This is a genomic window from Candidatus Nitrososphaera evergladensis SR1 (assembly GCF_000730285.1).
Classification (GTDB): Archaea; Thermoproteota; Nitrososphaeria; order Nitrososphaerales; family Nitrososphaeraceae; genus Nitrososphaera; species Nitrososphaera evergladensis.
In genome coordinates this window covers 2,319,920-2,345,253 of the sequence record NZ_CP007174.1, presented here as the reverse complement: position 1 = coordinate 2,345,253, position 25,334 = coordinate 2,319,920, and the positions used below count along the sequence as shown (strand labels likewise).

The 25,334-nt window shown below is 50.8% G+C and carries 31 protein-coding genes and 1 pseudogene; 12 read left to right on the top strand and 20 right to left on the bottom strand.

Annotated elements, in window-relative coordinates; translation table 11 throughout:
* Nucleotides 1–330: 330 nt before the first annotated feature.
* From NTE_RS12815 to NTE_RS12800, 4 genes and pseudogenes are all read left to right on the top strand, one after another.
* Nucleotides 331–1,347, top strand: a pseudogene (locus NTE_RS12815) (zinc-dependent alcohol dehydrogenase family protein).
* 26 nt (nt 1,348–1,373) lie between these two features.
* Nucleotides 1,374–2,132 (top strand): SDR family oxidoreductase, encoded by a 759-nt coding sequence (locus NTE_RS12810; RefSeq protein WP_148701373.1) that lies wholly within the window; start codon nt 1,374–1,376, stop codon nt 2,130–2,132.
* A gap of 343 nt (nt 2,133–2,475) precedes the next feature.
* Nucleotides 2,476–2,832 carry a pyridoxamine 5'-phosphate oxidase family protein gene (locus NTE_RS12805; RefSeq protein WP_264357914.1) on the top strand — a complete coding sequence of 119 codons (357 nt, stop codon included), beginning with the start codon at nt 2,476–2,478 and terminating at the stop codon, nt 2,830–2,832.
* Nucleotides 2,833–3,301: 469 nt separating this feature from the next.
* The gene (locus tag NTE_RS12800) at nt 3,302–4,603 is read left to right on the top strand and encodes an alpha/beta hydrolase family protein (RefSeq protein ID WP_148701371.1); all 1,302 of its coding nucleotides are present in this window, start codon (nt 3,302–3,304) and stop codon (nt 4,601–4,603) included.
* Nucleotides 4,604–4,820: 217 nt separating this feature from the next.
* Here the strand turns inward: NTE_RS12800 and NTE_RS12795 are convergent, their stop codons facing one another.
* Nucleotides 4,821–5,105 (bottom strand): hypothetical protein, encoded by a 285-nt coding sequence (locus NTE_RS12795; RefSeq protein ID WP_148701370.1) that lies wholly within the window; start codon nt 5,103–5,105, stop codon nt 4,821–4,823.
* A 303-nt stretch (nt 5,106–5,408) separates the two neighbouring features.
* The gene (locus NTE_RS12790; protein ID WP_148701369.1) at nt 5,409–5,741 is read right to left on the bottom strand and encodes a hypothetical protein; all 333 of its coding nucleotides are present in this window, start codon (nt 5,739–5,741) and stop codon (nt 5,409–5,411) included.
* Nucleotides 5,742–5,887: 146 nt separating this feature from the next.
* Here NTE_RS12790 and NTE_RS12785 point away from each other — a divergent pair, with 146 nt between their 5' ends.
* Both NTE_RS12785 and NTE_RS12780 read left to right on the top strand, forming a co-directional pair.
* A complete protein-coding gene (locus NTE_RS12785; protein WP_226987008.1) occupies nt 5,888–7,141 on the top strand; it encodes a hypothetical protein in 1,254 nt (417 codons plus the stop codon).
* Nucleotides 7,142–7,146: 5 nt separating this feature from the next.
* Nucleotides 7,147–8,175: a DUF5050 domain-containing protein gene (locus NTE_RS12780; RefSeq protein WP_420835311.1), complete on the top strand. Its 1,029-nt coding sequence runs from the start codon at nt 7,147–7,149 to the stop codon at nt 8,173–8,175.
* A 310-nt stretch (nt 8,176–8,485) separates the two neighbouring features.
* On the opposite strand, the gene NTE_RS12775 is transcribed toward NTE_RS12780, so the two are convergent.
* Nucleotides 8,486–8,848: a CRISPR-associated endonuclease Cas1 gene (locus tag NTE_RS12775; protein ID WP_148701366.1), complete on the bottom strand. Its 363-nt coding sequence runs from the start codon at nt 8,846–8,848 to the stop codon at nt 8,486–8,488.
* Nucleotides 8,849–9,028: 180 nt separating this feature from the next.
* Here NTE_RS12775 and NTE_RS12770 point away from each other — a divergent pair, with 180 nt between their 5' ends.
* Complete coding sequence (locus tag NTE_RS12770) at nt 9,029–10,021, top strand: alanyl-tRNA editing protein (RefSeq protein ID WP_148701365.1); 993 nt, start codon at nt 9,029–9,031, stop codon at nt 10,019–10,021.
* On the opposite strand, the gene NTE_RS12765 is transcribed toward NTE_RS12770, so the two are convergent.
* A complete protein-coding gene (locus tag NTE_RS12765; protein WP_148701364.1) occupies nt 10,014–10,925 on the bottom strand; it encodes a hypothetical protein in 912 nt (303 codons plus the stop codon). The genes NTE_RS12770 and NTE_RS12765 overlap by 8 nt on opposite strands.
* Nucleotides 10,926–11,273: 348 nt before the next feature.
* Here NTE_RS12765 and NTE_RS12760 point away from each other — a divergent pair, with 348 nt between their 5' ends.
* The 5 genes from NTE_RS12760 to gatB all read left to right on the top strand — a co-directional run bounded on the left by NTE_RS12760 (nt 11,274) and on the right by gatB (nt 16,557).
* A complete protein-coding gene (locus NTE_RS12760; RefSeq protein WP_148701363.1) occupies nt 11,274–11,903 on the top strand; it encodes a hypothetical protein in 630 nt (209 codons plus the stop codon).
* Between the two features lie 144 nt (nt 11,904–12,047).
* On the top strand, nt 12,048–13,388 hold the full coding sequence (gene aspS, locus NTE_RS12755; RefSeq protein ID WP_226987007.1) for an aspartate--tRNA(Asn) ligase: 1,341 nt from the start codon (nt 12,048–12,050) through the stop codon (nt 13,386–13,388).
* A 4-nt stretch (nt 13,389–13,392) separates the two neighbouring features.
* Nucleotides 13,393–13,677: an Asp-tRNA(Asn)/Glu-tRNA(Gln) amidotransferase subunit GatC gene (gene gatC / locus NTE_RS12750; protein ID WP_148701362.1), complete on the top strand. Its 285-nt coding sequence runs from the start codon at nt 13,393–13,395 to the stop codon at nt 13,675–13,677.
* 1 nt (nt 13,678) lies between these two features.
* Complete coding sequence (gatA, locus tag NTE_RS12745) at nt 13,679–15,115, top strand: Asp-tRNA(Asn)/Glu-tRNA(Gln) amidotransferase subunit GatA (RefSeq protein ID WP_148701361.1); 1,437 nt, start codon at nt 13,679–13,681, stop codon at nt 15,113–15,115.
* Nucleotides 15,116–15,117: 2 nt separating this feature from the next.
* Nucleotides 15,118–16,557, top strand: coding sequence for an Asp-tRNA(Asn)/Glu-tRNA(Gln) amidotransferase subunit GatB (gene gatB, locus NTE_RS12740; protein ID WP_148701360.1), 1,440 nt, complete (start codon nt 15,118–15,120; stop codon nt 16,555–16,557).
* 20 nt (nt 16,558–16,577) lie between these two features.
* On the opposite strand, the gene NTE_RS17385 is transcribed toward gatB, so the two are convergent.
* The 16 genes from NTE_RS17385 to NTE_RS12675 form a co-directional block, all read right to left on the bottom strand.
* Nucleotides 16,578–16,709 (bottom strand): hypothetical protein, encoded by a 132-nt coding sequence (locus NTE_RS17385; RefSeq protein ID WP_264357913.1) that lies wholly within the window; start codon nt 16,707–16,709, stop codon nt 16,578–16,580.
* Nucleotides 16,710–16,859: 150 nt separating this feature from the next.
* A complete protein-coding gene (locus NTE_RS12735) occupies nt 16,860–17,285 on the bottom strand; it encodes a PadR family transcriptional regulator (RefSeq protein WP_226987006.1) in 426 nt (141 codons plus the stop codon).
* 43 nt (nt 17,286–17,328) lie between these two features.
* Nucleotides 17,329–17,466, bottom strand: a complete 138-nt coding sequence (locus NTE_RS12730) for a YHS domain-containing protein (protein ID WP_148701359.1) — start codon at nt 17,464–17,466, stop codon at nt 17,329–17,331.
* A 54-nt stretch (nt 17,467–17,520) separates the two neighbouring features.
* Nucleotides 17,521–17,643, bottom strand: coding sequence for a hypothetical protein (locus tag NTE_RS17380; RefSeq protein ID WP_264357912.1), 123 nt, complete (start codon nt 17,641–17,643; stop codon nt 17,521–17,523).
* Nucleotides 17,644–17,654: 11 nt separating this feature from the next.
* Complete coding sequence (locus NTE_RS12725; protein ID WP_148701358.1) at nt 17,655–17,957, bottom strand: DUF7508 domain-containing protein; 303 nt, start codon at nt 17,955–17,957, stop codon at nt 17,655–17,657.
* A gap of 8 nt (nt 17,958–17,965) precedes the next feature.
* The gene (gene msrB, locus NTE_RS12720; protein WP_148701357.1) at nt 17,966–18,370 is read right to left on the bottom strand and encodes a peptide-methionine (R)-S-oxide reductase MsrB; all 405 of its coding nucleotides are present in this window, start codon (nt 18,368–18,370) and stop codon (nt 17,966–17,968) included.
* Between the two features lie 36 nt (nt 18,371–18,406).
* Nucleotides 18,407–19,384: an SPFH domain-containing protein gene (locus NTE_RS12715; RefSeq protein WP_148701356.1), complete on the bottom strand. Its 978-nt coding sequence runs from the start codon at nt 19,382–19,384 to the stop codon at nt 18,407–18,409.
* A 68-nt stretch (nt 19,385–19,452) separates the two neighbouring features.
* Nucleotides 19,453–20,700, bottom strand: coding sequence for an ornithine cyclodeaminase, nickel-pincer nucleotide-dependent (locus NTE_RS12710; protein ID WP_148701355.1), 1,248 nt, complete (start codon nt 20,698–20,700; stop codon nt 19,453–19,455).
* Between the two features lie 35 nt (nt 20,701–20,735).
* The gene (locus NTE_RS12705; RefSeq protein WP_148701354.1) at nt 20,736–21,059 is read right to left on the bottom strand and encodes a hypothetical protein; all 324 of its coding nucleotides are present in this window, start codon (nt 21,057–21,059) and stop codon (nt 20,736–20,738) included.
* Between the two features lie 6 nt (nt 21,060–21,065).
* The gene (locus tag NTE_RS12700; RefSeq protein ID WP_148701353.1) at nt 21,066–21,635 is read right to left on the bottom strand and encodes an HD domain-containing protein; all 570 of its coding nucleotides are present in this window, start codon (nt 21,633–21,635) and stop codon (nt 21,066–21,068) included.
* Entirely contained in the window at nt 21,629–21,757 is a 129-nt protein-coding gene (locus NTE_RS16735) for a C2H2-type zinc finger protein (protein WP_158385551.1), read from the bottom strand. Before NTE_RS16735 ends, NTE_RS12700 begins: the two co-directional genes overlap by 7 nt.
* 7 nt (nt 21,758–21,764) lie before the next feature.
* The gene (locus NTE_RS12695) at nt 21,765–21,950 is read right to left on the bottom strand and encodes a hypothetical protein (protein WP_148701352.1); all 186 of its coding nucleotides are present in this window, start codon (nt 21,948–21,950) and stop codon (nt 21,765–21,767) included.
* Between the two features lie 36 nt (nt 21,951–21,986).
* Nucleotides 21,987–22,562, bottom strand: coding sequence for a cob(I)yrinic acid a,c-diamide adenosyltransferase (locus tag NTE_RS12690; RefSeq protein WP_148701351.1), 576 nt, complete (start codon nt 22,560–22,562; stop codon nt 21,987–21,989).
* A 45-nt stretch (nt 22,563–22,607) separates the two neighbouring features.
* Nucleotides 22,608–23,291, bottom strand: a complete 684-nt coding sequence (locus tag NTE_RS12685) for a TfuA-like protein (RefSeq protein WP_148701350.1) — start codon at nt 23,289–23,291, stop codon at nt 22,608–22,610.
* On the bottom strand, nt 23,273–24,610 hold the full coding sequence (locus NTE_RS12680; protein ID WP_148701349.1) for a YcaO-like family protein: 1,338 nt from the start codon (nt 24,608–24,610) through the stop codon (nt 23,273–23,275). Before NTE_RS12680 ends, NTE_RS12685 begins: the two co-directional genes overlap by 19 nt.
* A gap of 56 nt (nt 24,611–24,666) precedes the next feature.
* On the bottom strand, nt 24,667–25,239 hold the full coding sequence (locus NTE_RS12675; RefSeq protein WP_148701348.1) for a hypothetical protein: 573 nt from the start codon (nt 25,237–25,239) through the stop codon (nt 24,667–24,669).
* Between the last annotated feature and the right edge of the window lie 95 nt (nt 25,240–25,334).

Genomic DNA, 25,334 nt, shown 5'->3' with positions numbered 1-25,334 from the left:
CTGGTATGGCAGTTCAAATTTGGCCAGCCTAACTAACGATGCCTACAGACAAGTTCTCCGAAACTGTTTAGGCACATTGCGTGCAGCTGTTGATATGAAAGCGGCAGTTGTTCCAAGCGCAGGCGCCAGGTGGCAAGTCAAAGAGGTTTCTACGCCAAAGCCTTCAACTAATCAGGTCTTGACAAAAATTCATGCAACCCGAGTGTGCCATACAGATGCATTTATCACAGAAGGCAAGCATCCAATGGCAACAATATCGTTCACCCGCGGCAGCAGTTTGACGGAAGTATCGCGGTATTCCCGAGGCGCAGAAAATAAGGAGTGAAAACCATGCGAGGCAGTATTCTGTACGGGCCACGCGACATACGCTTCGAGGAGCACAAGGCCCCGAAGATCGTCAAGCCGACCGACGCCATCATCAGGAACTCGGCTGCATGCATCTGCGGATCTGACTTGTGGCCATACCGCGGCATCGAACCCATTGCCCAACCGACCCCCATGGGCCACGAATACTGCGGCATTGTAGAAGAGGTCGGAAGCGCGGTCAAATCCATCAAGCCTGGCCAGTTCGTCATCGGCTCATTCTTTGCATCCGACGACACCTGTCCCAACTGCCAGATCGGTTATCAGTCCTCCTGTCTTGAACGCGAGCCCGTTGGCGGCGCGCAGGCGCCGTTGCTGCGCGTCCCGCTTGCTGACGGCACCCTTGTCGCAACTCCGGATGTCCCCGCAGAGGACTTGGTCCCTAGCCTCCTGACGCTCTCTGATGTCATGGGGACAGGGTGGTTCGCCGCATCGACGGCGAACGTTAAAACTGGCTCAACGGTTGCGGTGGTCGGTGATGGAGCAGTCGGGCTGCTTGGTGTGCTCTCTGCAAAGCAGATGGGAGCGAAGCGAATTATTGCGATGAGCCGTCACCCGTCGCGGCAGAAGCTCGCCCGAGACTTTGGCGCGACCGAAATCGTGATTGAGCGCGGCGGTGAGGGCGTGGCCCGTATCAAAGAGCTGACGAACGGAATCGGCGCTGACTCGGTGCTGGAGTGCGTTGGCACTCAACAGTCGATGATGTAGGCGATAAATTCTACTCACCCCGGTGGCTACGTGGGTTATGTTGGCGTGCCGCACGGCGTCGCACTCGATGGTGTGCAGCTGTTCTTCTCCCATGTCCATCTGCACGGTGGGCCCGCTCCGGTGCGCCGCTTCTTGCCCAAACTGATCGACCTTGTATGGAGTAGAACGATCAATCCCGGCAAGGTCTTCGATCTGGTCTTGCCCCTCGACCAAGTCGCCGAGGGCTACCGCGCAATGGACGAGCGTCACGCAATCAAGACACTGTTGCGGCCTTAACAGAAAAGGATACCGGGCGATACCTTATGTCTACTACAAACCAATCAAAAAAAGTTGCCTTAGTAACTGGTGGAAACAGGGGAATTGGCTTTGCAATTTCCAAGCAGCTTGCCCTACAGGGGATTAGCGTAATTATTGGTTCAAGAGACATTCGCCAAGGAGAGGCGGCAGCAAGATCAATAGCACCGCCGCCAGCGGGCGGTACAACCACCACAACGACAACAACCGTCTCTGCCTTTGAGCTTGACGTTACAGACCAAGATTCAGTCGATAAGCTAGCTAGCACAATTCATTCTAGATCTGGCAAGCTCGACATTTTGGTGAACAATGCAGGCGTCCTACTTGATGAGACCGATAACCTCCCAAGCAAAATTGACCTACAAATTGTCAAAGCCACACTCGAGACTAACTTGATTGGTGCATGGCGCCTTTGTCAGTCTTTTGTGCCCATGATGAAGAAAAACAAGTACGGTAGGATAGTAAATGTATCTAGCGGCGCTGGAGCTCTGACTACAATACAACAGAGTCTTTATGCTCCTGCTTACAGCCTATCAAAATCAAGCTTAAACGTACTGACCATTATGTTTGCAAACGAACTGAGGAGAGAAGATACTAACATACTGGTAAACGCGGTCGACCCAGGCTGGGTTCGGACAGACATGGGCGGTCCTTCTGCTCCAAGGTCTGTAGAAGACGGAGCTGACACAGCTGCCTGGCTAGCTACATTGCCAGACAGAGGTCCAACGGGCGGCTTCTTCTTCGATAGAAAGAGGATCGAATGGTAAAGTAGTTGGATGCGTCTTATTGGTTCATTTGACAAGCGTAGTGTACACGGACGTAGCGGCGATTTTGTCGATTCTGTACATATCCCCACCACTCTCATCGGGAAGAAAGGAAGCAGTCACGGCTTGCCTTCTGGCACAGATTCAGAATCAAAGAGGTCTACTTAAAGAGAATTGTATGGCTAAACGAAATTATTGCCCTAATCTGAAAATGGACTGACATGAAAATTCTTGATGCAAGCGAGCCCGGGCTCGGTTCAGCTATGACTGAAGACGAGGCGAAGAACTTTCAACAGGTAGGCGATTTGTTCGACTAGGAACTATAGATGATAAAGGCGACCCCAATGTGCACCCGGTATGGTACTACTTTGATGGGTACAAGTTGTACTTTGAAACAAGTCAGAACTCTAGGAAAGCCCAAAATATCAGAAATAGGGGCGCCGTCTATTTTTGCATTGATGATGAAAGCGTCCCGTACAAAGGAGTAAGAGGCAAAGGCATAGCCACTATCTCTGAAGATGTTAATAGAAACGTACCATTCGCAGAGAAATTAGTGGTCAAGTATACAGGGAGCCTCGAGAACAAGATTGCAAAGTTTCTAATGCATTCCATAAGGAGTGGAGAGTCTGTTATAATAGAAATATCTCCTCTTTACTTTGCGACTTGGGATCAAAGCAAGGGCACGAGTGTCGCCATGGCTTAACTTATTTGAGCGGGATATCTGCCCAACGGACTAATCAACAACGCTGCGAAAAGCTGCTAGATTCTTTGTCGAGCAACTCGTAAGGGAGCTCCTTTTCTTCCATTTTGCCTATTATTGCGGCACAATTGTTAGCCACTATGGTTAGCAACGTCAAGATGACAAAGCTGCAACTCTCCAGCTAGCTATCTCCAAATAGCACCGACCAAGCTTGCTACATTATTTTAGTCATTTGACTCGTTTTTGGTATAGTACATATGATCGTAGCAACGGAAATGTCTTCTCCATCTATATCCCTCCATCACGGATGTGGGGTATAGATAAGCCTCCACATTCTGCTGAATTTACGTTGATTGAGAAGCAATAGTACACTGACTGGAATCCAAAAACTAGTTACTATCGATATGGTGGAACGTTACTACTAGCAGACAGCGCGGATACTCTTTTATTATCACACAAGAAGAAGACTCGGATGATCAAGTCTGCTTTAGCAATTGTCCTTTCTCTATTCATTATTCCAGTAACCGTGTTCGCTCAGGGCGACTCTGTACCTACTACTAATAGTACTGACGGCAGCACCAGCGTTCCTTCTGGCTCTTCCTCCTCTCCTTCTTCGACAAACGTTAGCGACGATGAGCATAGCAAGACAATCCGCCACAGAGATTTGACTATAGATTTGGGAGGGGGAATACATACAGATGCAGAGCTGACATTGCCGGCCTTGGCTAACCATTCACTTCCCGCACTTCTCTTGATCCATGGATTGGGGCCGGCAGACAAGGATCATTTCTTCCCTCCTGATATCCGACCATTCAAGCAAATTGCAGAATACATGTCTGAAAGAGGCTTTGTGGTTTTGCGCTATGACAAGAGGGCAATTGGCGCAAACAGCACTGTAGAAAACCTTGGCCTATGGTATAACGAGACAATGGATGACCTTATCAGCGATGCAAACAAGGCGCTGCATACCCTGGCCAAACAGCCAGAATTTGACAAGAACAATATTTCAATATTCGGTGCAAGCCAGGGAACATGGATAGCGACAAGGGTGGCTGCCGCCAATCCATTTGTAAAGAATGTGGTTCTGATGTCCAGCGCCGCTGATAAAATAGGTGATTTGATCCATACGCAGATGGTAAACACCACCCTCCAATTTACAAGGGAAGTCTTGGATGTCAACCATGACGGCCTTCTATCGCTATCAGAGGTTGCAGCAACGAGGAACACACCCTATTGGACTCTCGGTCCGCTTCCAGGCAAGATCTTGGTTGACAACAATAGTGGTAGTGCTACAGGCAACTTTCAATTCATCGAAGGATTAAGGACAGGAGAAGTCAACGTCGGCAATGAAGAAAAAGCAGTAAAAATCGACACCACTCTTCGAGCATTTCTTGAACAGAGATTTCAATCAATATTTGTAGATACCAAGGACAAATCCTGCCCGTATCTAGGCGTCGGGTGTCCACCGATGATGAGGTCGTTTGCAGACATGGACAACCTGAGCGTAATTGGAAACCTAAACTCTACTGGCATCCTGCTAATTCATGGCGGACGTGACATAGGCCAGCCACCCGAACAAGCGTTTATGCTGGAGCAGAAGCTGCTGGCTCTAAACCATCCTGACCATACCATAATTGTGTATCCGGGCCATGGTCACGGTCTGATCAACATTGGCAAGGACAGCTGGATTGACCGGCCGGGTCGCCTTCCTGACTACCTGTTGGAAGACATGTACTCTTGGTTGACCGATCCTGACAGGAATTGGAATAGATAAGACCCTTCATTCTGCTGAATTTGCGTTGATTGACGAAGTGAGAAATGACCTTCATAGGTAAAGCGGATGTACGCGAGCAGGCGTGCAACCGTCTTGTCTTTCAGAGTTATCGGACTTCCTTTCCTCAATGTGGACTTTTCGAGCATGAATTAGCGCGCCGCTTTTTTTTCATATATTGTTGATTATTACATGATCAAGATTACGATTATGATGATAGTTATTCCTTGTTGTAAACTGCTATGAGTGTTATCTCATAGTTTGCGAAGAAAGTAGGAGAAGAATAAACCGTTACCTCTATGTTGTAGGTGTTTCTGCTATAATGGTAGTAGCCGTCTATTCCCTGCCAATGATCGAAATGGTAGATTCCGCTACTACTATCGCCACTACTGCTGTTGCCGTCATCATCATTGCTGCTACTGGTATGACTATTACTAATGCTTATGAAATTACTGCCAACAAAAGTCGTTGGTACAGAAACAACATAAGTCGTTGCATTCTTCAAATTAGAAAAAGTAACTGCGGGTGAAAAGCCAGAGGAAGGCATCAAGGGCCCGGTTTTGGGTGCGGCTGTCACCCTAGCGCCATTAAGCAAGTTGCCTTCAGAATCAACAATCCTTATCACTAATGGCTCAGCAAAGCCCTCATGCAAAAATGCTCTACAACCATCGCATGCGGGAGTGATGAATCTATAGACAGCTGTAAGATTCTCTGAGCCGCCACTATCACTGCCGTTATCGTCGCCATCATCATTATTATTGTTGGAAATGCTTATGGTTCTGGTTCTATTTGTGGAAAGAGTGTCCTTCTAGTGGCCAAACGTTGCATTATCAAAATTAGAAAATAGTGTATCTGGTGCTGTAATTGTGTAATTTTGTATGTTGCTTGGGATGTTTAACTTGGCTGGTGCTTCTTTTATGGTCACGTTTCCTTGATGAGAGAATATCAAAGGTAGCAGTACAAGCTCACGACCATCAAGACCTTCAGCTCTAACTGTTAAAAGAGAAGAGAAATGCTGCGAGGAGCCGGTAGCGGTCGAAGTTTGGTTTGTTGCTGCAGCCAAGGCAATAGCGGATGATGATGATGTCAGCAGGAATACAACAATTCCAACAACCGCGGCAACAATGATACCCCTTGCCATTATCACCCTAAAGTATTGTGGTAATGCAAAACAGATAAAGATGTAAGCAAGAAGAAAGAACTATGGAAATACCTGAAAGTCCTAACAGAATCGTTTTCCCATAGTTTGATTAAACGCGTATGACTTTCTACAGTTGAAGTGCCGAAATGAACGCGGTTATTGGTAGAATGATGCTGAGCATTTGTTTGGCGCTTGCAATATCAATACCGTTTCTGACTCAGCAATTTTCATTTAAGGCACGAGCGTATGCACAGGCACAACCTTGTGGCGATGGCACAATCGCCATGAATCCTGACAAGGGAGCCGACTTCAACCGAGACCGTGCCCCGCATAAAATAGGAGATGCACTAACAGATGTTGATGTTATACTGACTCCGCACGCACCATACTTGCCGCGGAATACTGCATTTCTGCCTGCTAATAATTATAATGGAAATTTATCTGCAAGCATCAGGCTTTGCGACATTTCTGATGGTCACACCATTTTACATACTACCTATAACATCGCAGTCAAAAAAATAACGCAGAACAAAGTGCTTTTTCATGAGACATTCTACTCAAAGAATGGCACGTTGGTTATGAATATGTTACACAGTGTAGAACAGGCGAAAACAGGGGATGGAACTCGTAGCGCTGGTACCGTTGCTACTGTTGATGAGGGGCAAAGAAATTCTTCTTCGCTGATGAATAATGCAGTTGTTGTTGCTAATCACAATGACACCGTAACAATCCAAGTGCCTGAAGGCTTTTCAACAGGACTTTATCTCTTTCAGATAAGAATTCTTGCCGCCAATACTGGTGGAGTTCGGCCGTCCGTTTTCAACGAATCCGATGCTCCGACGTTTAATGTATGGCGTTATTTAGAGCAGGCTCTACCTGAGCCGATTATTACAGCCAACGGGAAAACGTACAATCTGACCGTCCTGACCCAATCTGACAAACCTGAAGATTTTAGATTCGATGACAAAAAGCACACATTGACTTGGTCTATTCCGTACTTCTGGAACACTACCGAGTTGACTCCAAAGGACATGGTTGTACATCAAGACATCATGATACCAAACTCTGTCAATGAATTGTCGGGTGCTATGGCTATCAATGCAACTGTAAATGGATTTCCAATAACATACAAAGAAGGCGCGGCATTCATTGACAGAACCTCTACCAATTCTACATTGGTCATCCACTTGATCTTAAACAAGGATGGAATTCTTAGGATGGCAAAAGAGGTTCCCACAAACACCTCAAGAATGTATTTTTCTGTTTCCTTTTCTCAGGCTGTCGTCCCAGAATTTCATGCTCCCTCGAGTATTTTTCCATCGATAGCAGGGTTCGCGGTTGGAATCATCGTGCTAATACACAGATTTAGAAGCGTTAGCAAAGAAGGAGAGCAAAGGTGAAAGATATGGGGTATAACGCTACCAACAACAAGAAAAGTGCAATAGCTGCTGTCTCTCTGTCTATGCTACTCGTGGCTTCAATTGTTGTCTCAACCTTGGGCACATTAATGATTATTACAATGTCTTCTTCTGCTCCTCAGAAAGCATCGGCTGCATTTCCCGGGAAAAATGGCAAAATTGTGTTTATGAGCACGAGAGCTGACGGCACCCAAGGGATCTCTGTAATCGATGCTGATGGTACAAATGAAAGAAGGCTGACAAACAATACGCTCGACTATTCTCCTCGATGGTCACCTGATGGAAAAAAGATTGCATTTGTGAGTTGGAGAGATGGCACTGGCGAGATCTATGTAATGAATGCTGACGGTACGAATCAGACGCGGTTGACAAATGATTACGCGGATAATTTATCGCCAAATTGGTCGTCAGACGGCAAAAAGATCTTTTTTACCAAGGCTACTCACCTTAGTGAGGGATTTCTGCTAGGAGATCTTCCTCTTGTAACTGGTATTTATGTGATGAACGCCGATGGCATAAACCAGACGCGGTTGACAAATAGTAGCGCAATCGTTTATTGGCCCAAGCTGTCGCCTGATGCAACAAAGATCGTAGGTACAGCCAAGAAGGACGGTGATGTTCTATACGAGCTATATGTAACCGATATTTACGGTTCGCACCCAACACGGCTGACGACCAACAGCTTGCACAATTACTCTCCCAACTGGTCGCCGGATGGAAAGAAGATCGTATTCATAAGTACAAGAGACGGTGCCCAAGCTAGAGTCTGTGTCACAGATATTGATGGTACACACCAGAAGAGGTTGACAGCAGTGAATAATAATTTCTCAAAGACTGATAATGATGTAGACCCAAGTTGGTCTCCCGACGGAAAGAAGATAGTATATTCAAATAATAAGGACGATGGCAACCGGTTTCAAATCTACATCATGGATGCTGATGGCACTCATCAGAAGAGGCTAACAAGGAATGGCAATGATGATGTTCAAGCGGACTTTGGACCTGTTGAACAATAGGATTTATTGTGTGAGCTGTATTGGAAGCAGAGCCACCTTGGCCAATAGCCACCATGGTAATCGCCGCAGCGATATTCTTAGGGGGGAATAGTAGGAATAAATTAGAATTCTTGGCGTCTTCTGTCTCAAACTAGCTTTGAGAGCAATTTGCCACATACCTTGACCGTCTTTCCTTCTGTCAATTATTTTTTCTTGTGCTACAACGTGGACTTGTTGATTCCGCGCTTCCTCCTTTCTTCCGGCGTCATCAAGAGGATTTGCTGTTGTAATCCTGTACTATCGTTTCTCTTAATCTCCAACTGCGGAACATCTAATGACAATGACTTTGTTTTGCTGCCTGCAAAGTTTGCAAGCGCCCGTACATTCCCAAATAGAACTGATTGATAAGAAGCATATCTCTTCCCTTGAATATTGATTTTGCATTCATATTCAACTTTATCCTTTCAATCAATGCTTTTGCCGTCTGCTCCTTGAGCCGGATATGATAGTTCTCTGTCACGATGAAATCGAATTTCTTTAACTTCTTTTCTTCAAGCAACTGTATTACTGACAGATCAACGAGCCACCGGGACAACTCTTGCATGTCATACACCAACGACTCCTTGCTCTCATCAAGTTCATGCAAAAAGCAAACCGCGGGATCAAGGTCACAGTTGCCCGGCAAGCCTGCCATGATAAAAAATTAACATCTACAACTACGCTTGTATTTGTAGCCCGCTGGAAACGCGCGCATGTGTGTATGTGCAGATGTATAAAAGAAGTAGCGACGCGTGAGAAGAGTCTGCGCTTGTTTTCTCCGTGAACCCCGACAGATTCCATGTTTTTATTGCCCTGCCTGCCTATTGCAAGCCACATGGAAGGAGAAAAGGCGACGATGGTGGCAGCAGCGCATACGGCCGAGCACGCGTTTATCGGCGCGCTGCAAAAGATCCTTGGCCGGACGCTGCAGGTGAGAAAGGTCGAGCACAACAAAAAAGATGGCGGCAATACCGCCTTTATCGCGATTTCGCAGCTGGACATTGACACCATCGTGAGGGCAGAGGTCATGGTAAATGCGCTCATTGAAGAAGGCCGGGAGGTGACGACCCGCACCTATCCCTCGCTTGGAGAGGCAAGAAACGCCAACCCTTCACTCCGGGCAAACGAGCAGCGCATATCCGGAGAGGTGCGGGTGGTAGAGATAGCAGGCCACGATGTCACCGCGTGCGCCATGGAGCACGTCGGCAACCTGCAAGAGTGCGGGTTCTTTCTCGTAACTAGGCTGTCGAGGAGCGGAAGCGAATACGAAGTAGACTTTGCAGTGGGCAGGCACGCAAAAGACACCGCAGTTTCGCTTTCGGCAAAAATGATAAAGGTCTGCGGCGAGCTGGGCGCAAACCTGAACACCGTGGAAAATACTGCAAGAAAAGTCAGGCTGGAAGGCGAGTCTGCCTTTAAAAAGCTAAAGGCATTGAGCATGGAAAAACTGCGGTCGATGGTGCCTGCTGAAAACAACAACAGCAAAATCAGGGTCTACAGCGGAGTGTTTTCCGGCCTTGCTGACGAGTCGCTGCAGGAATTCGCAGGGGAAAAGATAGCCGAACCCAATGCGGTGGTAGTCATTGCCAACAAAAACAATAATGCTGCTGGTGCTGAAAGTGACGACAATAATAACGCCTACTTTATCTTTGCAAGGAACGAAGCGATGGAAAACATTGATCTTGATTGCAACAAGGTCTTTCGCGAAGCGGCAGGCGCCGACGGCCGGGGAGGCGGCAAGCCTCACTTTGTGACAGGCGTGGTAAAAAAGGAAAAAGCCGAGGAGATCATACGCAAGATATCTGGCGGTGTCTTGCAGCTCAGCTAGCTCTGCGAAAATGCCTGTAGTACCTTGTAATTACCACGACGGCTGCGATAGCGCCCACGGACATCAGCAAGGGCACCGGAAACTCTGGGACTACCTGCAGCCTGTACGCGGCCTGCAAGTTAGGGTTGATAGTGCCGTCGACTATTTTCTTTGCGTCGTCAAGTGGTGCCTTGTCTGCGATAGCCTTTTGCAGGTCTTTTAATCCCTTGTCGATCTCACCTATTGCAGATGTAGCGTTACTTGACGACATTGTCTTTAGCTTGTCAAACATGCCAGTTGCAGATGCTGCAAGTCCCTGCGCCGTCTGGTATGCCGCCATGTTGACTATTTTGGCCGGACCTGTCGTTGCTTCCGCTGCTTGGTTGGCCGCTGAAGTGCTGTTGCCGCCCTCCTCCTCTTCTTCTTCCGACACGCCCGTTGCTATTCCATAATCTTCCAGAGTTTCATCCAGCACGCTTCTCAAGGCAAGAGCATTTACAGTTGCATTCTGTAGCGCAGAGCTGTCAATCCTTACGGATACGACCTCTCCAAGGGTATCTTGCAGGCCGCTTGCCGTCTGGTTGACCACTGCAGGATCGGGGTTTGTCTTGTTAACTTCTGAAAAGAGTTTATCCAGACCTGTGGTAACATCATTGGCAACGCGCTGATTTCTTTCGGCGACTTCCTTGGTATCGTTTGCGTTCCAGAATTCGCCGATCTTGTCGACGTGCCACTTGACAAGAGAAGAATTTGAGATGTTCTTGCCAATCTGATTTATTTCGACCTTTAATCCCTCGACCTTGGCAAGAAATGTCGCGCTTTCGTCTCCGCTAAACGTGTGGGCAAAGGCTGGTTTTGCAGAAGAAGAGATTATGGCGCCAAATGACAAAAGTCCAAGCAAGAGGATTGCAGAAACGCTATTCATGGAATGAAAAACCCATTATAGGATATATGCTTTGTAGCACGGATTTCTAGCATGTTCTTAGTTACGCAAATTCTTTGAAACGTTAGCAGCCTCTAGAAACTCTGCTCCAAGATGTGGATATGCGTGTATGTGGAATGACGCTGAAGCGAGTTTTTTGCAGACATTGTGGAAAAAGCATCTGACAGCTAATGCCGGTCAAAGGCTCTTGGCAGCGCTGAAGGAAAAAATTAATGCTATGCTTGCATATCGTAAATTTGCCATACTTGCAGCCAGTTCAAGCAATTACCGCATATTTCTTAGGAAAACATGTGAGACATCCTTAAAGAAGATCGAGCCATTGAAAAATATATGACGAGGATGTCTCAAGGCGACAGCGGCACCAAAATCAAGGCATCAATGATGACCAAACATAGATTTTTGGCGACTGCAATGACCGGCATATTATTAACGGCGGCATTTTCGGCTGCCTGGGTGACAACAACAATAGGGACGGCCAACGCGCAGGTGGTAGTGGGGGAGAGCACGATAGCAAGGGATTCTGTCTTGTTAACGGGGCCTCTGACCATTCCCGCAGGCGGCTTTATGCATGTATATGACGCCACGCCGTACCATATAATGAAGGGTCATATTGCGCTACAAGTTCCCTGCGATGCCCAGCACAATGCTTCAGTGCAGGTGTTGATCGGGCAGGCACCTGACCTAAAGCCTGCAAATCTCGAGTTCGTTTCGCAGTTGTCAACTCCGGGGGAGCAGTGCATGTATCATGTAGACATAGCATCCCATGACGACCCGAACAATCCAATAATCACCGACGTTGCCATCAAGAACGCAGGCAGCGAGGACGTGCAACTGACTGATACTAGCACGGTGTTTGTAGGCGTCGATGAAATAATGCCCAACCTTGCAGCAGCGGAACAAGGTGGTGCTGAAGGCGGTGGTGGTGGCGGCATGAACATGACCGAGGGCGGCGGCATGTGACAAACTAGAGGGCAAAATCTTTTCTTTTTCTTTTTATTACTATTTTGAAGCAATGCTGGCAGCCTGTCTTCTCGTCTGTCTGCCTTGCACCTTGACTTTTCGGTTAAATTAATAACCTCTACAGTACAAACACGCCTATTTAATTTGGAAGAAGAACTGCTGAAGGAAGAAGACTTGGGCCAGTGGAGGCGCACCCACTACTCAAAGGAAGTGGGCCCTGCGATGGCAGACCGGGAGGTCGTGATAATGGGCTGGGTGTCAAGCGTGCGCGACCATGGCAATATCTCATTCATTATAATCAAGGACATGCATGGCGAAGTCCAGGTGACTGCCAAAAAGAGCGAGGTGGGCGAGCAGCTGTTCGCCCTTGCCAAGGAAGTCAAGGAGCACACCTCGCTAGGCGTGCGCGGCAAGGTGAGGCCGCAGGAAAAGGCGCCAAACGGAGCCGAGGTCGTGCCGGCAGAGATAAAGGCGTTCTCGGTGGCAAAAAAGGCCGCGCCTTTCATGACCACCGGCAAGTCGTCGCCTGTTGGCATCGACACCCGCCTTGACCTTCGCGCAGTCGACCTGAGGAGGCAGCAGCTGGGCTCGATATTTCGCATCCGGCAGACCGTGGTGAACGCAATCCGCGAGTTCCTGTCGCGGCAGGATTTTGCCGAAGTCAGCACGCCCAAAATGATAGCGACAGCGACGGAAGGAGGAGCCGCGCTGTTCCCGATATTCTACTACGACCGCGAGGCGTTTCTTGCCCAGAGCCCGCAGCTTTACAAGGAGCAGCTGACGATGGCCTTTGAGAGCGTCTTTGAGATAGGCCCGATATTCCGCGCCGAGCCGTCGCGCACAAACCGCCACCTGTCAGAAGCCACGTCCGTAGACGTCGAGCGCGCCTTTGCCGACTATGGCGACGTCATGGCGCTCCTTGAGCGAATGATAATCCACATCATCGACTCGGTCAAGGACCGCAACAAGGCAGACCTGGAGTTTCTGGAAATTGCAATGCCCGCCCTTGAGCTGCCGTTCCCAAAATACTCGTACTCTGACCTCATCGACAAGCTGCAGGAGGCCGGCGAGCGCATCCAGTGGGGCGACGACATCTCGCCGCAGGTGATGAAGAGCCTGCAGGACGAGCGCCTCAACGGGTTCTATTTTATCGTCGACTGGCCGACATCGACCAAGCCGTTCTACGTCAAGCCAAGGGCCGACGACCCAAAGGTGTGCGAGTCGTTCGACCTGATGTACGGGCCTCTGGAAATGTCGTCCGGGAGCACAAGGATTAACCGCAAGAATCAACTGATAGAGAGGATGCAAAAGCAGGGGCTAAAGCCGGACGCCTTTGACTATCACCTTCGCGTATTTGACTTTGGAGTCCCGCCCCACGCCGGCTTTGGCATGGGCCTTGAAAGACTGCTCATGGCACTGGCAAAAATAGAGAACATACGCGACGCGACGTTCTACCCCCGCGACATTGACAGGCTGGCGCCATAGAGAAATGACAACAACAGCAAAAGTGACAAGAGAAGAGGTGAGGCATCTTGGCTGGCTCTCCAGGATAGAGCTGTCAGACGAGGAGCTTGCCAAGTACACCTCGCAGATAGAGCAGATAATCGCGTACCTTGACAGACTGGACACCATCCCGCTTGAAAAAGCCGAGGTCATCAAGTCAAAGAAAAAGTTCTCTGAACTGCGCCAGGACGAAGAGCGCGCGTTTGGCGCCGACACTCTTGGAACAAAGTACCGCAAGGACGGCTTTGTAAAGGGCCCGAGGATGGTCTAGGTTGCTGTACAGGCTCGACGCTTCGCAGGTTGCAAACGGCGTGAAAAACCGCGAGTTTTCCGCCGAGGAGTACATTCATCAAATACTGGAGCGCATCGAAGTCGTCGAGCCAAAGGTAAACGCCCTTGTAACGGTGAACAGCAAGGGCGCAGTAGAGCAGGCACGCGCCCTTGACAAAAAGATCCGAGACGGAGAAGCCGCCGGCCCTCTTGCCGGCGTTGCAGTAAGCATCAAGGACAATATTTCTACAAAAGGCATCAGGACGACGTGCGCCTCAAAGATGCTTGACGGCTATGTCCCTCCGTACGACGCGACCGTTGTCAAACGATTGCAGGACGCCGGCGCAATCGTCATCGGCAAGGCAAACCTCGACGAGTTTGCGATGGGCTCAACCACAGAATTCAGTAGAAACGGCCCGACCCGAAACCCGTGGGACATCTCCCGGGTGCCGGGGGGCTCGTCGGGCGGGAGCGCGGCAAGCGTCGCGGCGCTTGAATGCGCCATATCGCTTGGCTCTGACACCGGTGGCTCTGTAAGGTGCCCTGCAAGCTTTTGCTCTGTAGTGGGGCTAAAGCCGACGTACGGTCTGGTAAGCAGGTACGGGCTGATATCATACGCAAACAGCCTGGAGCAGGTCGGCCCGGTCGGAAGGACGGTCGCAGACGTTGCGGCCACGCTTGCCGCCATGGCAGGCCAGGACGACAACGACCATACCACTGCGCCCGGCAAGCCGTCGTACCTTGTAAGCAAGATGCCTCTCCGCGTAGGGCTCGTCAAAGAGTTTGTCGAAGATGCGGATCCCAAAGTGTCAAAGATAGTGTACAGCGCCTATGACACTCTTGAGAAAGAAGGCTGCCGGTGCGCCGAGGCTTCCATGCCGTCTGTGCAGTACGCGCTTGCATCATACTACACGATAGCGATGGCGGAAGCATCAAGCAACCTTGCCCGCTATGACAACGTCCGCTACGGCTTTGACATGAGCCCTGACGGCTACGAGTGGAACTCGTATTTTGCAAAGAGCAGGAGCAACTTTGGCGAGGAGGTCAAGCGCAGGATAATCACCGGCTCGTACGTGCTTTCGTCAGGCTATTACGGCAAGTACTACCTAAAGGCGCAGCAGGTGCGCTCGCTTTTGAGGCGCGAGCTGAAATCCCTGTTTACGCAGTTTGATGTGTTGATAGGTCCGACGATGCCGATCCTGCCGTTTCCTATAGGCGAAAAGGTAGACGACCCGTTAAAGATGTACCTCGTTGACGTTGACACTGTGGTGGCAAACCTCGCAGGCATCCCGGCGATCTCGGTTCCGGCCGGCTTTTCAAACAACAACCTGCCCATAGGCTTGCAGTTCATGGCCGACGAGTTTTCCGAGCAGACAATGTTTGACGCCGCTTATACGTTTGAAAGCGTCGCCAAGGTGCAGAGGAGCCCTGACCTGTAAAGATGGAATACAAGATAGGCCTTGAAATCCACTGCCAGCTTACTGGCGCAAGGAGCAAGCTGTTCTGCCCATGCAGCTGCGACTATCGCGGCAAAGAGCCTAACGCCAACATCTGCCCGACCTGCACGGGCCTGCCCGGCACTCTGCCTCTTTTGAACAAAAAGGCGGTCGAGTTTGCCGGCATGATATCTCTTGCCCTTGGCTGCAAGGTCCCAGAGGAGATAATGTTCTACCGCAAGAACTACTTTTACCCTGACCTTCCAAAGAATTTCCAGCTCACGCAGTACAACGCCTACGGCATAACGAGCATCGGAGTCGACGGCAAGCTGGAATACGGAAACGGCAAGTCGGTGCGTATGCGCCGGGTGCAGCTGGAAGAGGACCCCGGCAGGCTGGTCTACGAAGGTGGCAGCATGGAAAAGAGCACCTACACCCTTGTCGACTATAACCGCGCCGGCGTGCCCCTTGTAGAGATTGTGACAGAGCCGGACTTTGTGGACCCAAAGGATGTAAGGGAGTTTCTGAACAAGGTAACGTCGATAGTAGAGCACCTTGGAGTCTGCGACACTAGGCTTGAAGGGTCGGTGCGCTGCGACACAAACGTTTCAGTCGCCGGCGGCCACCGCGTCGAGATAAAGAACGTCGGGTCGTTTTCCGAGGTGGAAAAGGCGCTCCGCTACGAGATGGCGAGGCAAAAGACGATGGTCTCCCGCGACATCGAAGTGAAAGCGGAAACTCGGCACTGGGACGACGCGCGCAAGGTGACAAAAGAGTCAAGGTCAAAAGAGGAAGAGCAGGACTACCGCTATTTCCCCGAGCCGGACATACCTTCAATAGAGCTGGGCGCAGGTTTTATCTCGTCGCTTGAACAGTCGATGCCCGAGCTTCCAGACGCGCGAAAAGCTAGGTTTGTTTCGTCACTTGGCCTGACCCCTCACGTTGCGCAGGTGCTGATAGACAACAAAGAGCTTGCCGACTTTTTCGAGTCGGCAATAAAGATCTACAACTCACCAAAAGAGGTTGCAAACTGGATAGTGACGGACCTCATGGGCTTTGTAGATGAAAAGGCCAAGGAGGAGCAGCACGCCATGCTTGCCGGCTTGAAGGTGGGGCCAGAGCACATTGCCGACCTTGCCAAACTGGTGGAGCAGAATACCATAAACCGCGCGACCGCAAAGCAAATCCTGGGCCAGGTGGTAAAGACTGGCGAGATGCCCTCGCAGGTGGCCAAAAAGACGCAGGCGTCTAAGATAGACGACGCCGGCGCGCTTGCTCAGGCAATCGATGCTGTCTTTGCAGCAGAAACGGCGGCAGTTGCAGACGCAAAAAAGAATCCTGCTGCGGCCAACTTTTTGCTTGGCAAAGTGATGCAGCATACAAGGGGCCGTGCGGACCCGAAAACCGCGCTTGAGCTGATAAACAAAAAGCTCCGGGAATCCTGATTATTTATCATTCATTTATCTCACTGCACAAGCAGCCGGCCGCAGACTGAGCACCTGGGATGAATTTTCATCATGGCTACTTCCCTGCTCTCGTCTATCTCGACGCACTCTTTTCCTCCATCCTTGCACAAGTGGCAGAATTCCTTTGTCATAGAGGGTTAGTTAATGGAATTTCGATTTAAGCAACCGGATGTAGATTAGTTTACACAACTTTTTGTCACCTTGGCAAACTGAAAAAAATATTGGCAGGCCCGGCAAATAAAATACTGCCGCTGCCTGATTCTATTGAACCTGCAACAGCGTCATTTGCTCAGTGCCGCCAGCCTTTCTGCTATTTCCTTTATCTTTTCCTTTTGCGGCTCTATCTTTGACTTGTCTGATTTGACAAGATCTTCAAAATAAGAGACATAGCCGCTTATCTCTTTGAGCATGTCCTCCACGGTCCTTGGCTGGCCTGCGTGGGACCCATAGGGCCATCCCATGTCTTCCTTTGTCCTCTGCGTCAGCTCGTACTTGCCATCCTCCCTCTTTTTGATGAATCCTTCCTGTACCAGGCTCTCAAGCAGGGGGTAGACCGATCCCGGCGAAGGCCTCCACCAGCCCTTGGTCATCATTTCCATCTCGTCCATTATCTCTGCTCCGTTCTTGGGCGAACGCTCTAGCAGCGTTATCACCCACATCCTCAATCCGCGCCTCCTGCGCATCTCACCAAACATCCACATTCCCATATCGAATTATCGATATCGAATACTCGATACCGAAATATATGCCTTACGTAAATTTTGCAGGGTCCACGTCAAACTTGGACTTGCAATGCGGGCAGCAAAAGTAGATCGTCTGGCCGCCCTTTCTGGACTTGAATTTCGATTCTTCGCTCACTTCCATTCCGCAAATAGGATCTTTTGGCATCTCTGTATCTGTGTAAAACTGATGCGGATATTTAACAATCGTACCTTACAATCGTCAAGCCCGAAAACCGCGGGTCATTTCGTGGCACGCCTGGCTGTGCTTTATCGCTTCCTTGCGCTCGGCAGGCTTGTCGATGTCAAAGACGCGGTTACACGTATAGCAGCGTACAAGCATCATATTTTTTTTCCTTATTTCTCTTCCATGCACGCAGGCAGCTTGCCCTGATGCTTTTCTTTGTAGTCCTTAACCAACTGCTCTGCCACTGACGCATGAGACTGCGTCAGCATGTAGTGGAACCTTTTGGCCTTGCTTGCGCATGGGTCTGCAAGCAGCTCTTGCAGGGATTTTCTGACGTTGTCGCTTCCGCCGATGCGCATCACCTTCATGCTTGCGTGCATCAGGTACACGCCTGCAGCCTCTGGGACAGAGTTGACGTGCGCGCTGTCAAAGTCAAGCCACTCTGACCATTCCTGTTGTTGCTCCTCGCTCATTTCTCCTCTTATCCCCTTTTCTCCAGGTCAAGCGAAAGCGAATTGATGCAGTAGCGCAGGCCCGTGGGGTTCGGCCCATCGTCAAACACGTGGCCAAGGTGAGCGCCGCACTTGCTGCACATGACTTCTGTCCTTACCATGCCGTAGCTTGTGTCCGTCTCTTCCTTTACGTTTGCGTCCTTGACAGGCTTGTAAAAGCTGGGCCAGCCGGTGCCCGAATCAAATTTTGTGTCAGAGCTGAAAAGTTCTGCACCGCATGCCGCGCAGCGGTACACGCCCTTTTCGTGGCTGTTCCAGTACTTGCCAGTGAACGGGGCCTCTGTGCCCTTGTTCCAGCATACTTCTCTTTGCTCCTGCGATAGATGGCTGAAATTATCTCTATCATCATCAGCCGGCTTTTTCTTGTTGCTCATGTCGCTATATGCGTCATTATCTGCAAGACCTGCGTATTAGCTCTTCTTTTCTCCTTCGCTTCCGCTCTTGTCATCCGCCACTGCAGTAGCCGCTTTTGCCGCCGCCACGCTCTTTATGTTGTCCAAGTACGCCTGCGTCAGCGCAAGGTTTCCAAAGCCTATCGAGTTGAGCGACTCTGAAGGGACCATGACTATCGTGTTGCCCTGCACCTTTATCGACTCGTACAGCATGTTGGACTGCCTGAGCGCGTACGCGACAGGGTTGTCAGTGTATACCTTGGCCGCTTCCTCAAACTGCTTTGCCACAAGGACCTCCGACTCGCCGTACGTCACCCTCGCGTTCTTCTCCCGCTCGGCCTGCGCCTGCATCGACATTGCGTCTTCGAGTTCTTTTGGTATCGCAACCTGCCGGATCTCCACGCCCCTTACCTCGATTCCCCAGCTCCTCGACTCCTCCGCAATGACCTCCTTGATGTGCTTGTTGACCTCTTCCCTCTTGGACAGTATGTCTTGAAAATACGACGCGCCGATGTTGTTGCGCAAGGTGGTCTGGGAGACCTGCTGGATCATGTCGTTAAAGTTCTCCACGTTCAGTATGGCGTCGCGGGCCCTGTCCTCTATTATCCTGTACCTGAGGATCGCGTCTATGGTGACTGGCACGTTGTCCTTTGTCAGCATCCTTTCTGCCGTGAACTCGCGCACTTTTTCGCGTACGTCAATCACCAGAATGTTGTCAGCAAACGGGATCCTAATCTGCACGCCGGGCCCCACCTGCCTCTGGAACCGTCCAAGCCTCAGAATCACCGCCCTTTCGTACTGCTTGATTATCATGAGAAACGCCGAGATTATCACTGCAACGCCGATGATCGCAACCACGTAGGCCAGAGCTGCGCTCCCGATTACGTTGGCTACTGCCAGCCCCACTATAAGAATGACCACTCCTGCAATCGCCTGGGACCCTGAACCCTTTTGGCTGACCAGCCTGTCGAAATTAAGGAATGTTCTGGTAGACATACAAGTACAATATAGTAGAACGAAGATTTAGGGATTCTAAATGTAGTTTATATAGTTTATTACTACCGCTACTTGCGCCTTGCCACCTTTTCTTCAAGGTGGTCTGCCACTATGGGCAAGAACGCGCCAACGTCCGTCACGATGCCCACTGCCTGCGCCGTGCCCCTGTCCACCAGCTTTGTCACGACGGGCTGGCTAATATCAACTGCCACCACCTTTACCGACGAGGGGAGCATGTTGCCGACTGCAATGGAGTGGAGCATTGTCGAGAACATCAGCACCATCTTGGCGCCCTTTAGTACTTTTTTGTACCTGCGCTGCGCCTCCACCACGTCTGTCACGACGTCGGGTATCGGGCCGTCGTCGCGGATAGAGCCTGCAAGAACGAACGGCACGTCATGCTTGATGCATTCGTACATCACGCCGCTTTTCAGGATCTTTTTCTCCACCATCGCCTTCAGGCCGCCGGCCTTGAACACCTCGTTTATGGCCTGCATGTGGTTGCGGTGGCCCCTGACAGCAAGCGTGCCGTCCTTGACGTGCATCCCAAGCGACGTGCCCAAAAGCGCGTTTTCAACGTCGTGGACGGCGATTGCGTTTCCTGCAAGCAGACCGTCGATGTAGCCCATCCTGATAAGGCGCGCAAGCGCTTCTGACGCTCCCGAGTGCACAAGCACTGGGCCTGAAACCACGATTATCTTGCCTCCCTCTTTTTTGGTATTGTAAATGTCGTCTGCAACCTTTCGGGCGATGTGCTGCGTGGGGCGCTCGCTGGAACTGGAGCTTGACATGAACTGAAAAATGTCGACGCCTTCCCTCGGGCGCTCCTGCGGCGTTATTTTCACGCCGCGCTCGCCTACTACAATCATGTCGCCTTTTTTCAGGTCGCGGATCATCTTGCACTCTGCAGTCATGCTCTTGACATCTACAACTATGCACTTGTCCATCATCATGTTCTGGACGTCTATCCACCGGCCAGAGTGGAAAACCTGCGTGGGGTTGTTGGTCGTGCTGTAAAAGTCGTCGGGCATGACGCAGTCGGCGCTTGCAGGCACGAGCCTTGCCTCCTGCACAGAGACGGGCTGCGCGCCCTCCCGGTACACGGCCTCCAGTATGCGCTCAAGGTGCTCCTCATCCTTGCCCCGCACGAGCAGGCGGGCGTAGCTTGGGTCCTTCTTTTTCTTGCCTACCGTGAATTCGAGGACCTGAAAGTCGCCCTTTAGGTCCATGACGTGGTCAAATATCCTTGTAAGTATCATCGAGTCGATGAGGTGTCCCTTGACCTCGATCTCTTGCTCGTGCTTGCCTGCTGCCAAAGCTATTCACGTAGTCCTTTTCAGCTATAATAAAGTTATATCGGAAGCGACAGCTTGCCGAAATATTCCTGCATGTTCTGCTCGGACTTTATCTTTTCAACGATCTGGTTCTTGGTGTCCTCAGCAAACCACTGCGCGATTGCCTTTGCGACTCCCTTGTTGTCGCACAGCGCGATCATGTAGCCGCCCGGCTCTTTCACTATCGCATAGAGATTCTCCTCGCCCACCGGCTCCCACTTGTTGTCCTTGTTGTCCTTGAGCGCAAGCGCCGGCATCGCAGTCCCTGTGTATTTTGCCAAAAGATCCTGCGCGACCTTGACCCTCTTTTCGCCTATCTTGAGAGCCGTAAAATACTGCATGTGTTATTATCGGTTTTTCATGCGCTGAGCCGGGCTTAAAGACTTTAGGATTTCTGCCAAGATGTCGTCATCAATGTCGACTGCCTTGTGCGCCGAATCGAAAAACTGCGCCAGCAGTTCCTCCGGGTGCCCGTCTTTTGCATACCTTGCCGCTTGCAGGGCCATCTCTAGTTTGTCAATCCTGTGCACAAACCTTGCCTCTTTTGTCTTGTCCTGCAGATACTCGCGCCAGATTTTTGCATAATCAGACCTTACCTTTGCAGGCAGGCACGCAAGGATCTTTTGCATCGCGCCATCCTCTTCCTGCCGCTTTTGAATTATGCTGACCTCTCCGGGCATATAATCGCCCACCGCAGATTCTGCCAGGTCGTGTAGCACTATCATCTTTAGCACCTTCCGGGTGTCAAAACCCAGAATGTCCGAAAGCGCCATGCCGACTGCGCACATGGCAAATGAATGGTCCGCAACTGATTCCGGGTCTTTGATTCCAACCTTGGCAGCCCACCCCGCGCGCCTGACGTACTTTAACCCAATGACCGCGTCAAAAAATGGAGTTAGGTCTTTATCTTTCACCATTTCGTGGTGTCGCCTTCAAGCAGGCCAGAACCGTGGTGGATCCTGTCGATGTGCTTTGAAAGTTGTTCCTTGTCCTTAAAGGCGGAACCACAGTAGGGGCAGCTGACTTGATCTTCTTCCATATGTGTCTCAATTGGTAAATCCAGACTTTAAAGCTACTTGATCGACGATATTGGCAGCAGCAGTAGTAGAAGAAGAAGCAGCGTGCATTGCGGGTATTGGAAGGAGGTCAACAAGCAGGGTAACTCCTATCAGGCCAAACGCCATGAGCGCCGTTATCACGATAATGAGCGTGACGTTTCTGACGTGGTCCAACAACTACAATGTCTAGATGCAGCATTTAAGGTTTTATTATTGTGACGACTTCTTTTTCTTCCATGCCACGTCAGGCACGCCCTGCCTCTTGTTTGCAAGCCTTGCCGCCACAAACAGCAGGTCTGCCAGCCTGTTCAGGTACATGATTATGGCGGGGTTTATGCTCTCTGACCTGTAGAGCGCCACCGCGGCCGTCTCGGCGCGCCTTGCAACGCCCCTGCACACGTGCAGCATCGACGCTTCGGCGCTTCCGCCCGGCAGTATGAAAAACGTTATCGGTTCCAGTTCTGATTCAAATTTGTCGATGACAGGCTCTAGCGCGGAGGCCATATTTTCGTCTGTGCGCGGCGTGTTGTACTGGCTTTTTGGATAGTCGGAATCGGCAAGGTCCGAGCCGACTATAAAGAGGTCGTTTTGCACCTGCGTCAAGACATCTGCCAAGTCGGAAAACACCTTTTCTTTTCCGCAAAGTGACGACACCGCAAGGCCGATGCTGGAGTTCAGTTCGTCCACTGCTCCGTAGGCCACTATACGCAAGTCTGCCTTGCTGACGCGCCTGCCTCCGATAAGGCCGGTCTCGCCCTTGTCGCCTGTCTTGGTGTATATCTTCATGGTGATGATGTGACGCTTTTCAAAAGCCAGACAGGTGATTTAAGACTATTTCTTTTCCGCCCCAAGACGGGCCTTGAAAAACTCGACCAGCTTGATTGCGTCCATCTCTTTCAGGCTCTTTCTGTTTTTTTCAATATATGTTTGAAAGGCATCAATGTCGTCATAATTATTCAGACTGTCGCGGTATTTCCTCCGCGTCGCCTCGATAATGTCGGGATAGTTGCGGTGTGGAAAATAGGTGGCCTTTGCAACCTTGGCAAGCGCCTTTTTCGTGTCCTTGCCGATTATGCCTTTTTTGTGCGCAAGGAACAGGTTGTAGCGAATGTCCACCATCGCCTCTGACTGGAGGTGGAAATCTCCGTCTGCAAACGTGACTGCAACCTCGTCGTCGGCGTCTATCTTGCCGCCCTTGTACAGTTCAAATACCCTGCCGATGCCGACCATGCCAAACTTTTCCAGCTCAACTGCGCGCAGCGCGCCTAGGCTTGCAGCCCCCGCCAAGAGGACGCCTTCCCGCCTGGCCAACTGGTACACTTCAATCGGCGTGGGGGGATAGTCCTGCAGGAACACGCCGTCGACAAGCCCGACCATAGAGACATCGGGGCTTGCAGCCAGCCTCAGCAAGTCGCCCTTTTTGGCCGGCGGCCGAAACTCTGCCTCCGGCAAGATCTTGCTTGCCTTTTCGTGGCTCAGGCTTGGGCCTAAAAATATTATTGGTTTTTTTGCCATTGCCTAAAAAGCGCCCTCGCTCTCATTCCCACCACCGACTTTGTTATCTTGAAAGTCTCAAGCCCCGGCACGATAGCCCTGACGACCGGGACTGCAAGGTCCGGGTTTGTCAGGTCGACGATTATCGCCCTGCCAAGGCCGGCGTTTCTCAGCCTGTCAAGTATGAACTTGATGTCGTCAAGTATGTCCTCGTGGAAGTACGTCTTGACCTCTGAAAACTTGATCTTTTTAGTAGACGGCATGAACTGCCAGGCCCTCTTGTCGTCCGTGTTGTTCTCGCCGTACCTTATCTTGCGCAGGTCGTCGCGCGCTCCCTGTATGTTGGCGGCGCGAGTCTGCGACACCTCCGTTATCGCCCTCAAAAGGGCAATCCTTGCGTCAGGGTGCGTGCCGTGGCCTTCTGCAAGGTAGCCATAGTCGTGCGTGACCCACTCGATGCTGCTTGCGTTGAACGTGGGGACGCCAATATCCGACGTGATGTCCTTGATTATGAGCGGGATGGCGGCCCTGTCAAATTTTTTCACCAGTTTTCTGACAGGCTCGAAGTCGACTTCGGAAATGTCGACGTCGGGGAAAATGCCCGGATCGTCGACGAACCTGTCTGCCTGCATTGGTTTTGTCTGGATGCCAGCGGCGTTGAGCGAATGGATGATGCTTCGCAGGACATGGAAGGGAATGGCGCTTGCGCGGAGTTCTGCCACGCTCATTGCGTCGCGCTCTATGACCTCGCACAGCGAATGGCAGACAGCCTCTTCCATCACGTTGCCAGACGCAAGGCCGTTTGTGTGAAAATATGAAAACGGGTTTACCGCCGGGGCCGGCGGGTTGTAGCGGAAAAGCGCTATTGGGGCTGGCACCATCACCTCCTCGTTATTGTTGGCGATGTCAAAGCCCGGAAGAAAGTCCATCAGCATGTCGTCGCGGTACTCAAAGCGCGTCGGCTCGACGATCTCGTCAGGGTGCAAGACTTTTTGCGACTTTGACAGTTCTGCATAGCTTGCCCTGACAAAGTTCCGCGGGCCTCCTGCGGGCAATGAGGAATAGCGCTCGATGCTTTCCATGAGCGCGCTTGCCATCGCGTGCTCCCTCGTGGGGCCCTTGCCGCTGTACACCCAGATGTAGTCTTCGGTGCCGGGCAGGACTGCCGAATAGTTTGGTATGCGGAGCACGTCCATGTCCGTAATGTCTGCAAGCCTCGTGACCCCTATCTTTTTGGTGAGGGGCATGACCTTTTGCAAGGTCTCTTGAGCCGGCCTTATCCTTGAGGTGCCGTTTACGGTCCACTTTTTCCTGCTCTGCAGCTCTATCCGGGGAGGCACGCTTGTTGCTAGAAAGAAGCGCCTGACAAGTTCATATCAAGCTTTTGCTGTTGTTTCTAGCGCAGGCTGCCAAAGTCGTGGGTCGGGATTTTATCCGGAGGGTTGCCGTACGCAAGGACTATTTGCTGGCGCGATTTCAATTCTATGTTCTTATAGTCTCCCTGGAACTCTGTGCCATTGACGTACGCCTTTAGCGGCTTGCCTGCCACCGAGTCAAAGAACGAATTTGAGCCGCTGTGCGTCTGTTTCCAGATGTCCATGAACTGGCCCAGCGTGAATTGCCTTTGCTGCGGCGCCTCTACGTGTATGGTGCCTGTGTCATCATGGGTGTGAAGCCAGAAAAGGCAGTGCGGAGACTGCATTATCCCTATGTTAGATGGAACCGTTTGGTTTTTCCCGTCTACAAGCACGTCGAGGTGAGCATGGACGTGGTAGTTTGTGATCTCTGAGGGATGGCATTCGACTCCGCTTATTGCCTGTACCTCCGGGGGCTTGTACAAAAGGGCTGAAACCGCGCCTATTGCCACCACTGCGGCGATAATCGGAACTATTATCATCACGTACTTTTTCTTCTTGCGCCGGTCGGCAGCAAAATAGCTGTCGTCGCGCTTGCCTTTTTTCCCAGACATTCAGTCATTGAAAAGGGCAAAGTTCCATTTAAGGTATTAGGAAATATGCGTCAGGCTACGGGAATACCTCGATAAATAGAATTAGGATTTGTAGA

What these genes read in the sequence shown, in the direction of transcription:
- NTE_RS12810 (WP_148701373.1), top strand. Translation starts at nt 1,374, where the DNA reads ATGTCTACTACAAACCAATCAAAAAAAGTTGCCTTAGTAACTGGTGGA.
- NTE_RS12800 (WP_148701371.1), top strand. Translation starts at nt 3,302, where the DNA reads ATGATCAAGTCTGCTTTAGCAATTGTCCTTTCTCTATTCATTATTCCA.
- NTE_RS12790 (WP_148701369.1), bottom strand. Translation starts at nt 5,741, where the DNA reads ATGGCAAGGGGTATCATTGTTGCCGCGGTTGTTGGAATTGTTGTATTC.
- NTE_RS12785 (WP_226987008.1), top strand. Translation starts at nt 5,888, where the DNA reads ATGAACGCGGTTATTGGTAGAATGATGCTGAGCATTTGTTTGGCGCTT.
- NTE_RS12780 (WP_420835311.1), top strand. Translation starts at nt 7,147, where the DNA reads ATGGGGTATAACGCTACCAACAACAAGAAAAGTGCAATAGCTGCTGTC.
- NTE_RS12775 (WP_148701366.1), bottom strand. Translation starts at nt 8,848, where the DNA reads ATGGCAGGCTTGCCGGGCAACTGTGACCTTGATCCCGCGGTTTGCTTT.
- NTE_RS12770 (WP_148701365.1), top strand. Translation starts at nt 9,029, where the DNA reads ATGGAAGGAGAAAAGGCGACGATGGTGGCAGCAGCGCATACGGCCGAG.
- NTE_RS12765 (WP_148701364.1), bottom strand. Translation starts at nt 10,925, where the DNA reads ATGAATAGCGTTTCTGCAATCCTCTTGCTTGGACTTTTGTCATTTGGC.
- NTE_RS12760 (WP_148701363.1), top strand. Translation starts at nt 11,274, where the DNA reads ATGACGAGGATGTCTCAAGGCGACAGCGGCACCAAAATCAAGGCATCA.
- gatC (WP_148701362.1), top strand. Translation starts at nt 13,393, where the DNA reads ATGACAACAACAGCAAAAGTGACAAGAGAAGAGGTGAGGCATCTTGGC.
- gatB (WP_148701360.1), top strand. Translation starts at nt 15,118, where the DNA reads ATGGAATACAAGATAGGCCTTGAAATCCACTGCCAGCTTACTGGCGCA.
- NTE_RS17385 (WP_264357913.1), bottom strand. Translation starts at nt 16,709, where the DNA reads ATGACAAAGGAATTCTGCCACTTGTGCAAGGATGGAGGAAAAGAGTGC.
- NTE_RS12735 (WP_226987006.1), bottom strand. Translation starts at nt 17,285, where the DNA reads ATGGGAATGTGGATGTTTGGTGAGATGCGCAGGAGGCGCGGATTGAGG.
- NTE_RS12730 (WP_148701359.1), bottom strand. Translation starts at nt 17,466, where the DNA reads ATGCCAAAAGATCCTATTTGCGGAATGGAAGTGAGCGAAGAATCGAAA.
- NTE_RS17380 (WP_264357912.1), bottom strand. Translation starts at nt 17,643, where the DNA reads ATGATGCTTGTACGCTGCTATACGTGTAACCGCGTCTTTGACATCGAC.
- NTE_RS12725 (WP_148701358.1), bottom strand. Translation starts at nt 17,957, where the DNA reads ATGAGCGAGGAGCAACAACAGGAATGGTCAGAGTGGCTTGACTTTGAC.
- msrB (WP_148701357.1), bottom strand. Translation starts at nt 18,370, where the DNA reads ATGAGCAACAAGAAAAAGCCGGCTGATGATGATAGAGATAATTTCAGC.
- NTE_RS12715 (WP_148701356.1), bottom strand. Translation starts at nt 19,384, where the DNA reads ATGTCTACCAGAACATTCCTTAATTTCGACAGGCTGGTCAGCCAAAAG.
- NTE_RS12705 (WP_148701354.1), bottom strand. Translation starts at nt 21,059, where the DNA reads ATGCAGTATTTTACGGCTCTCAAGATAGGCGAAAAGAGGGTCAAGGTC.
- NTE_RS12700 (WP_148701353.1), bottom strand. Translation starts at nt 21,635, where the DNA reads ATGGTGAAAGATAAAGACCTAACTCCATTTTTTGACGCGGTCATTGGG.
- NTE_RS16735 (WP_158385551.1), bottom strand. Translation starts at nt 21,757, where the DNA reads ATGGAAGAAGATCAAGTCAGCTGCCCCTACTGTGGTTCCGCCTTTAAG.
- NTE_RS12690 (WP_148701351.1), bottom strand. Translation starts at nt 22,562, where the DNA reads ATGAAGATATACACCAAGACAGGCGACAAGGGCGAGACCGGCCTTATC.
- NTE_RS12685 (WP_148701350.1), bottom strand. Translation starts at nt 23,291, where the DNA reads ATGGCAAAAAAACCAATAATATTTTTAGGCCCAAGCCTGAGCCACGAA.
- NTE_RS12675 (WP_148701348.1), bottom strand. Translation starts at nt 25,239, where the DNA reads ATGTCTGGGAAAAAAGGCAAGCGCGACGACAGCTATTTTGCTGCCGAC.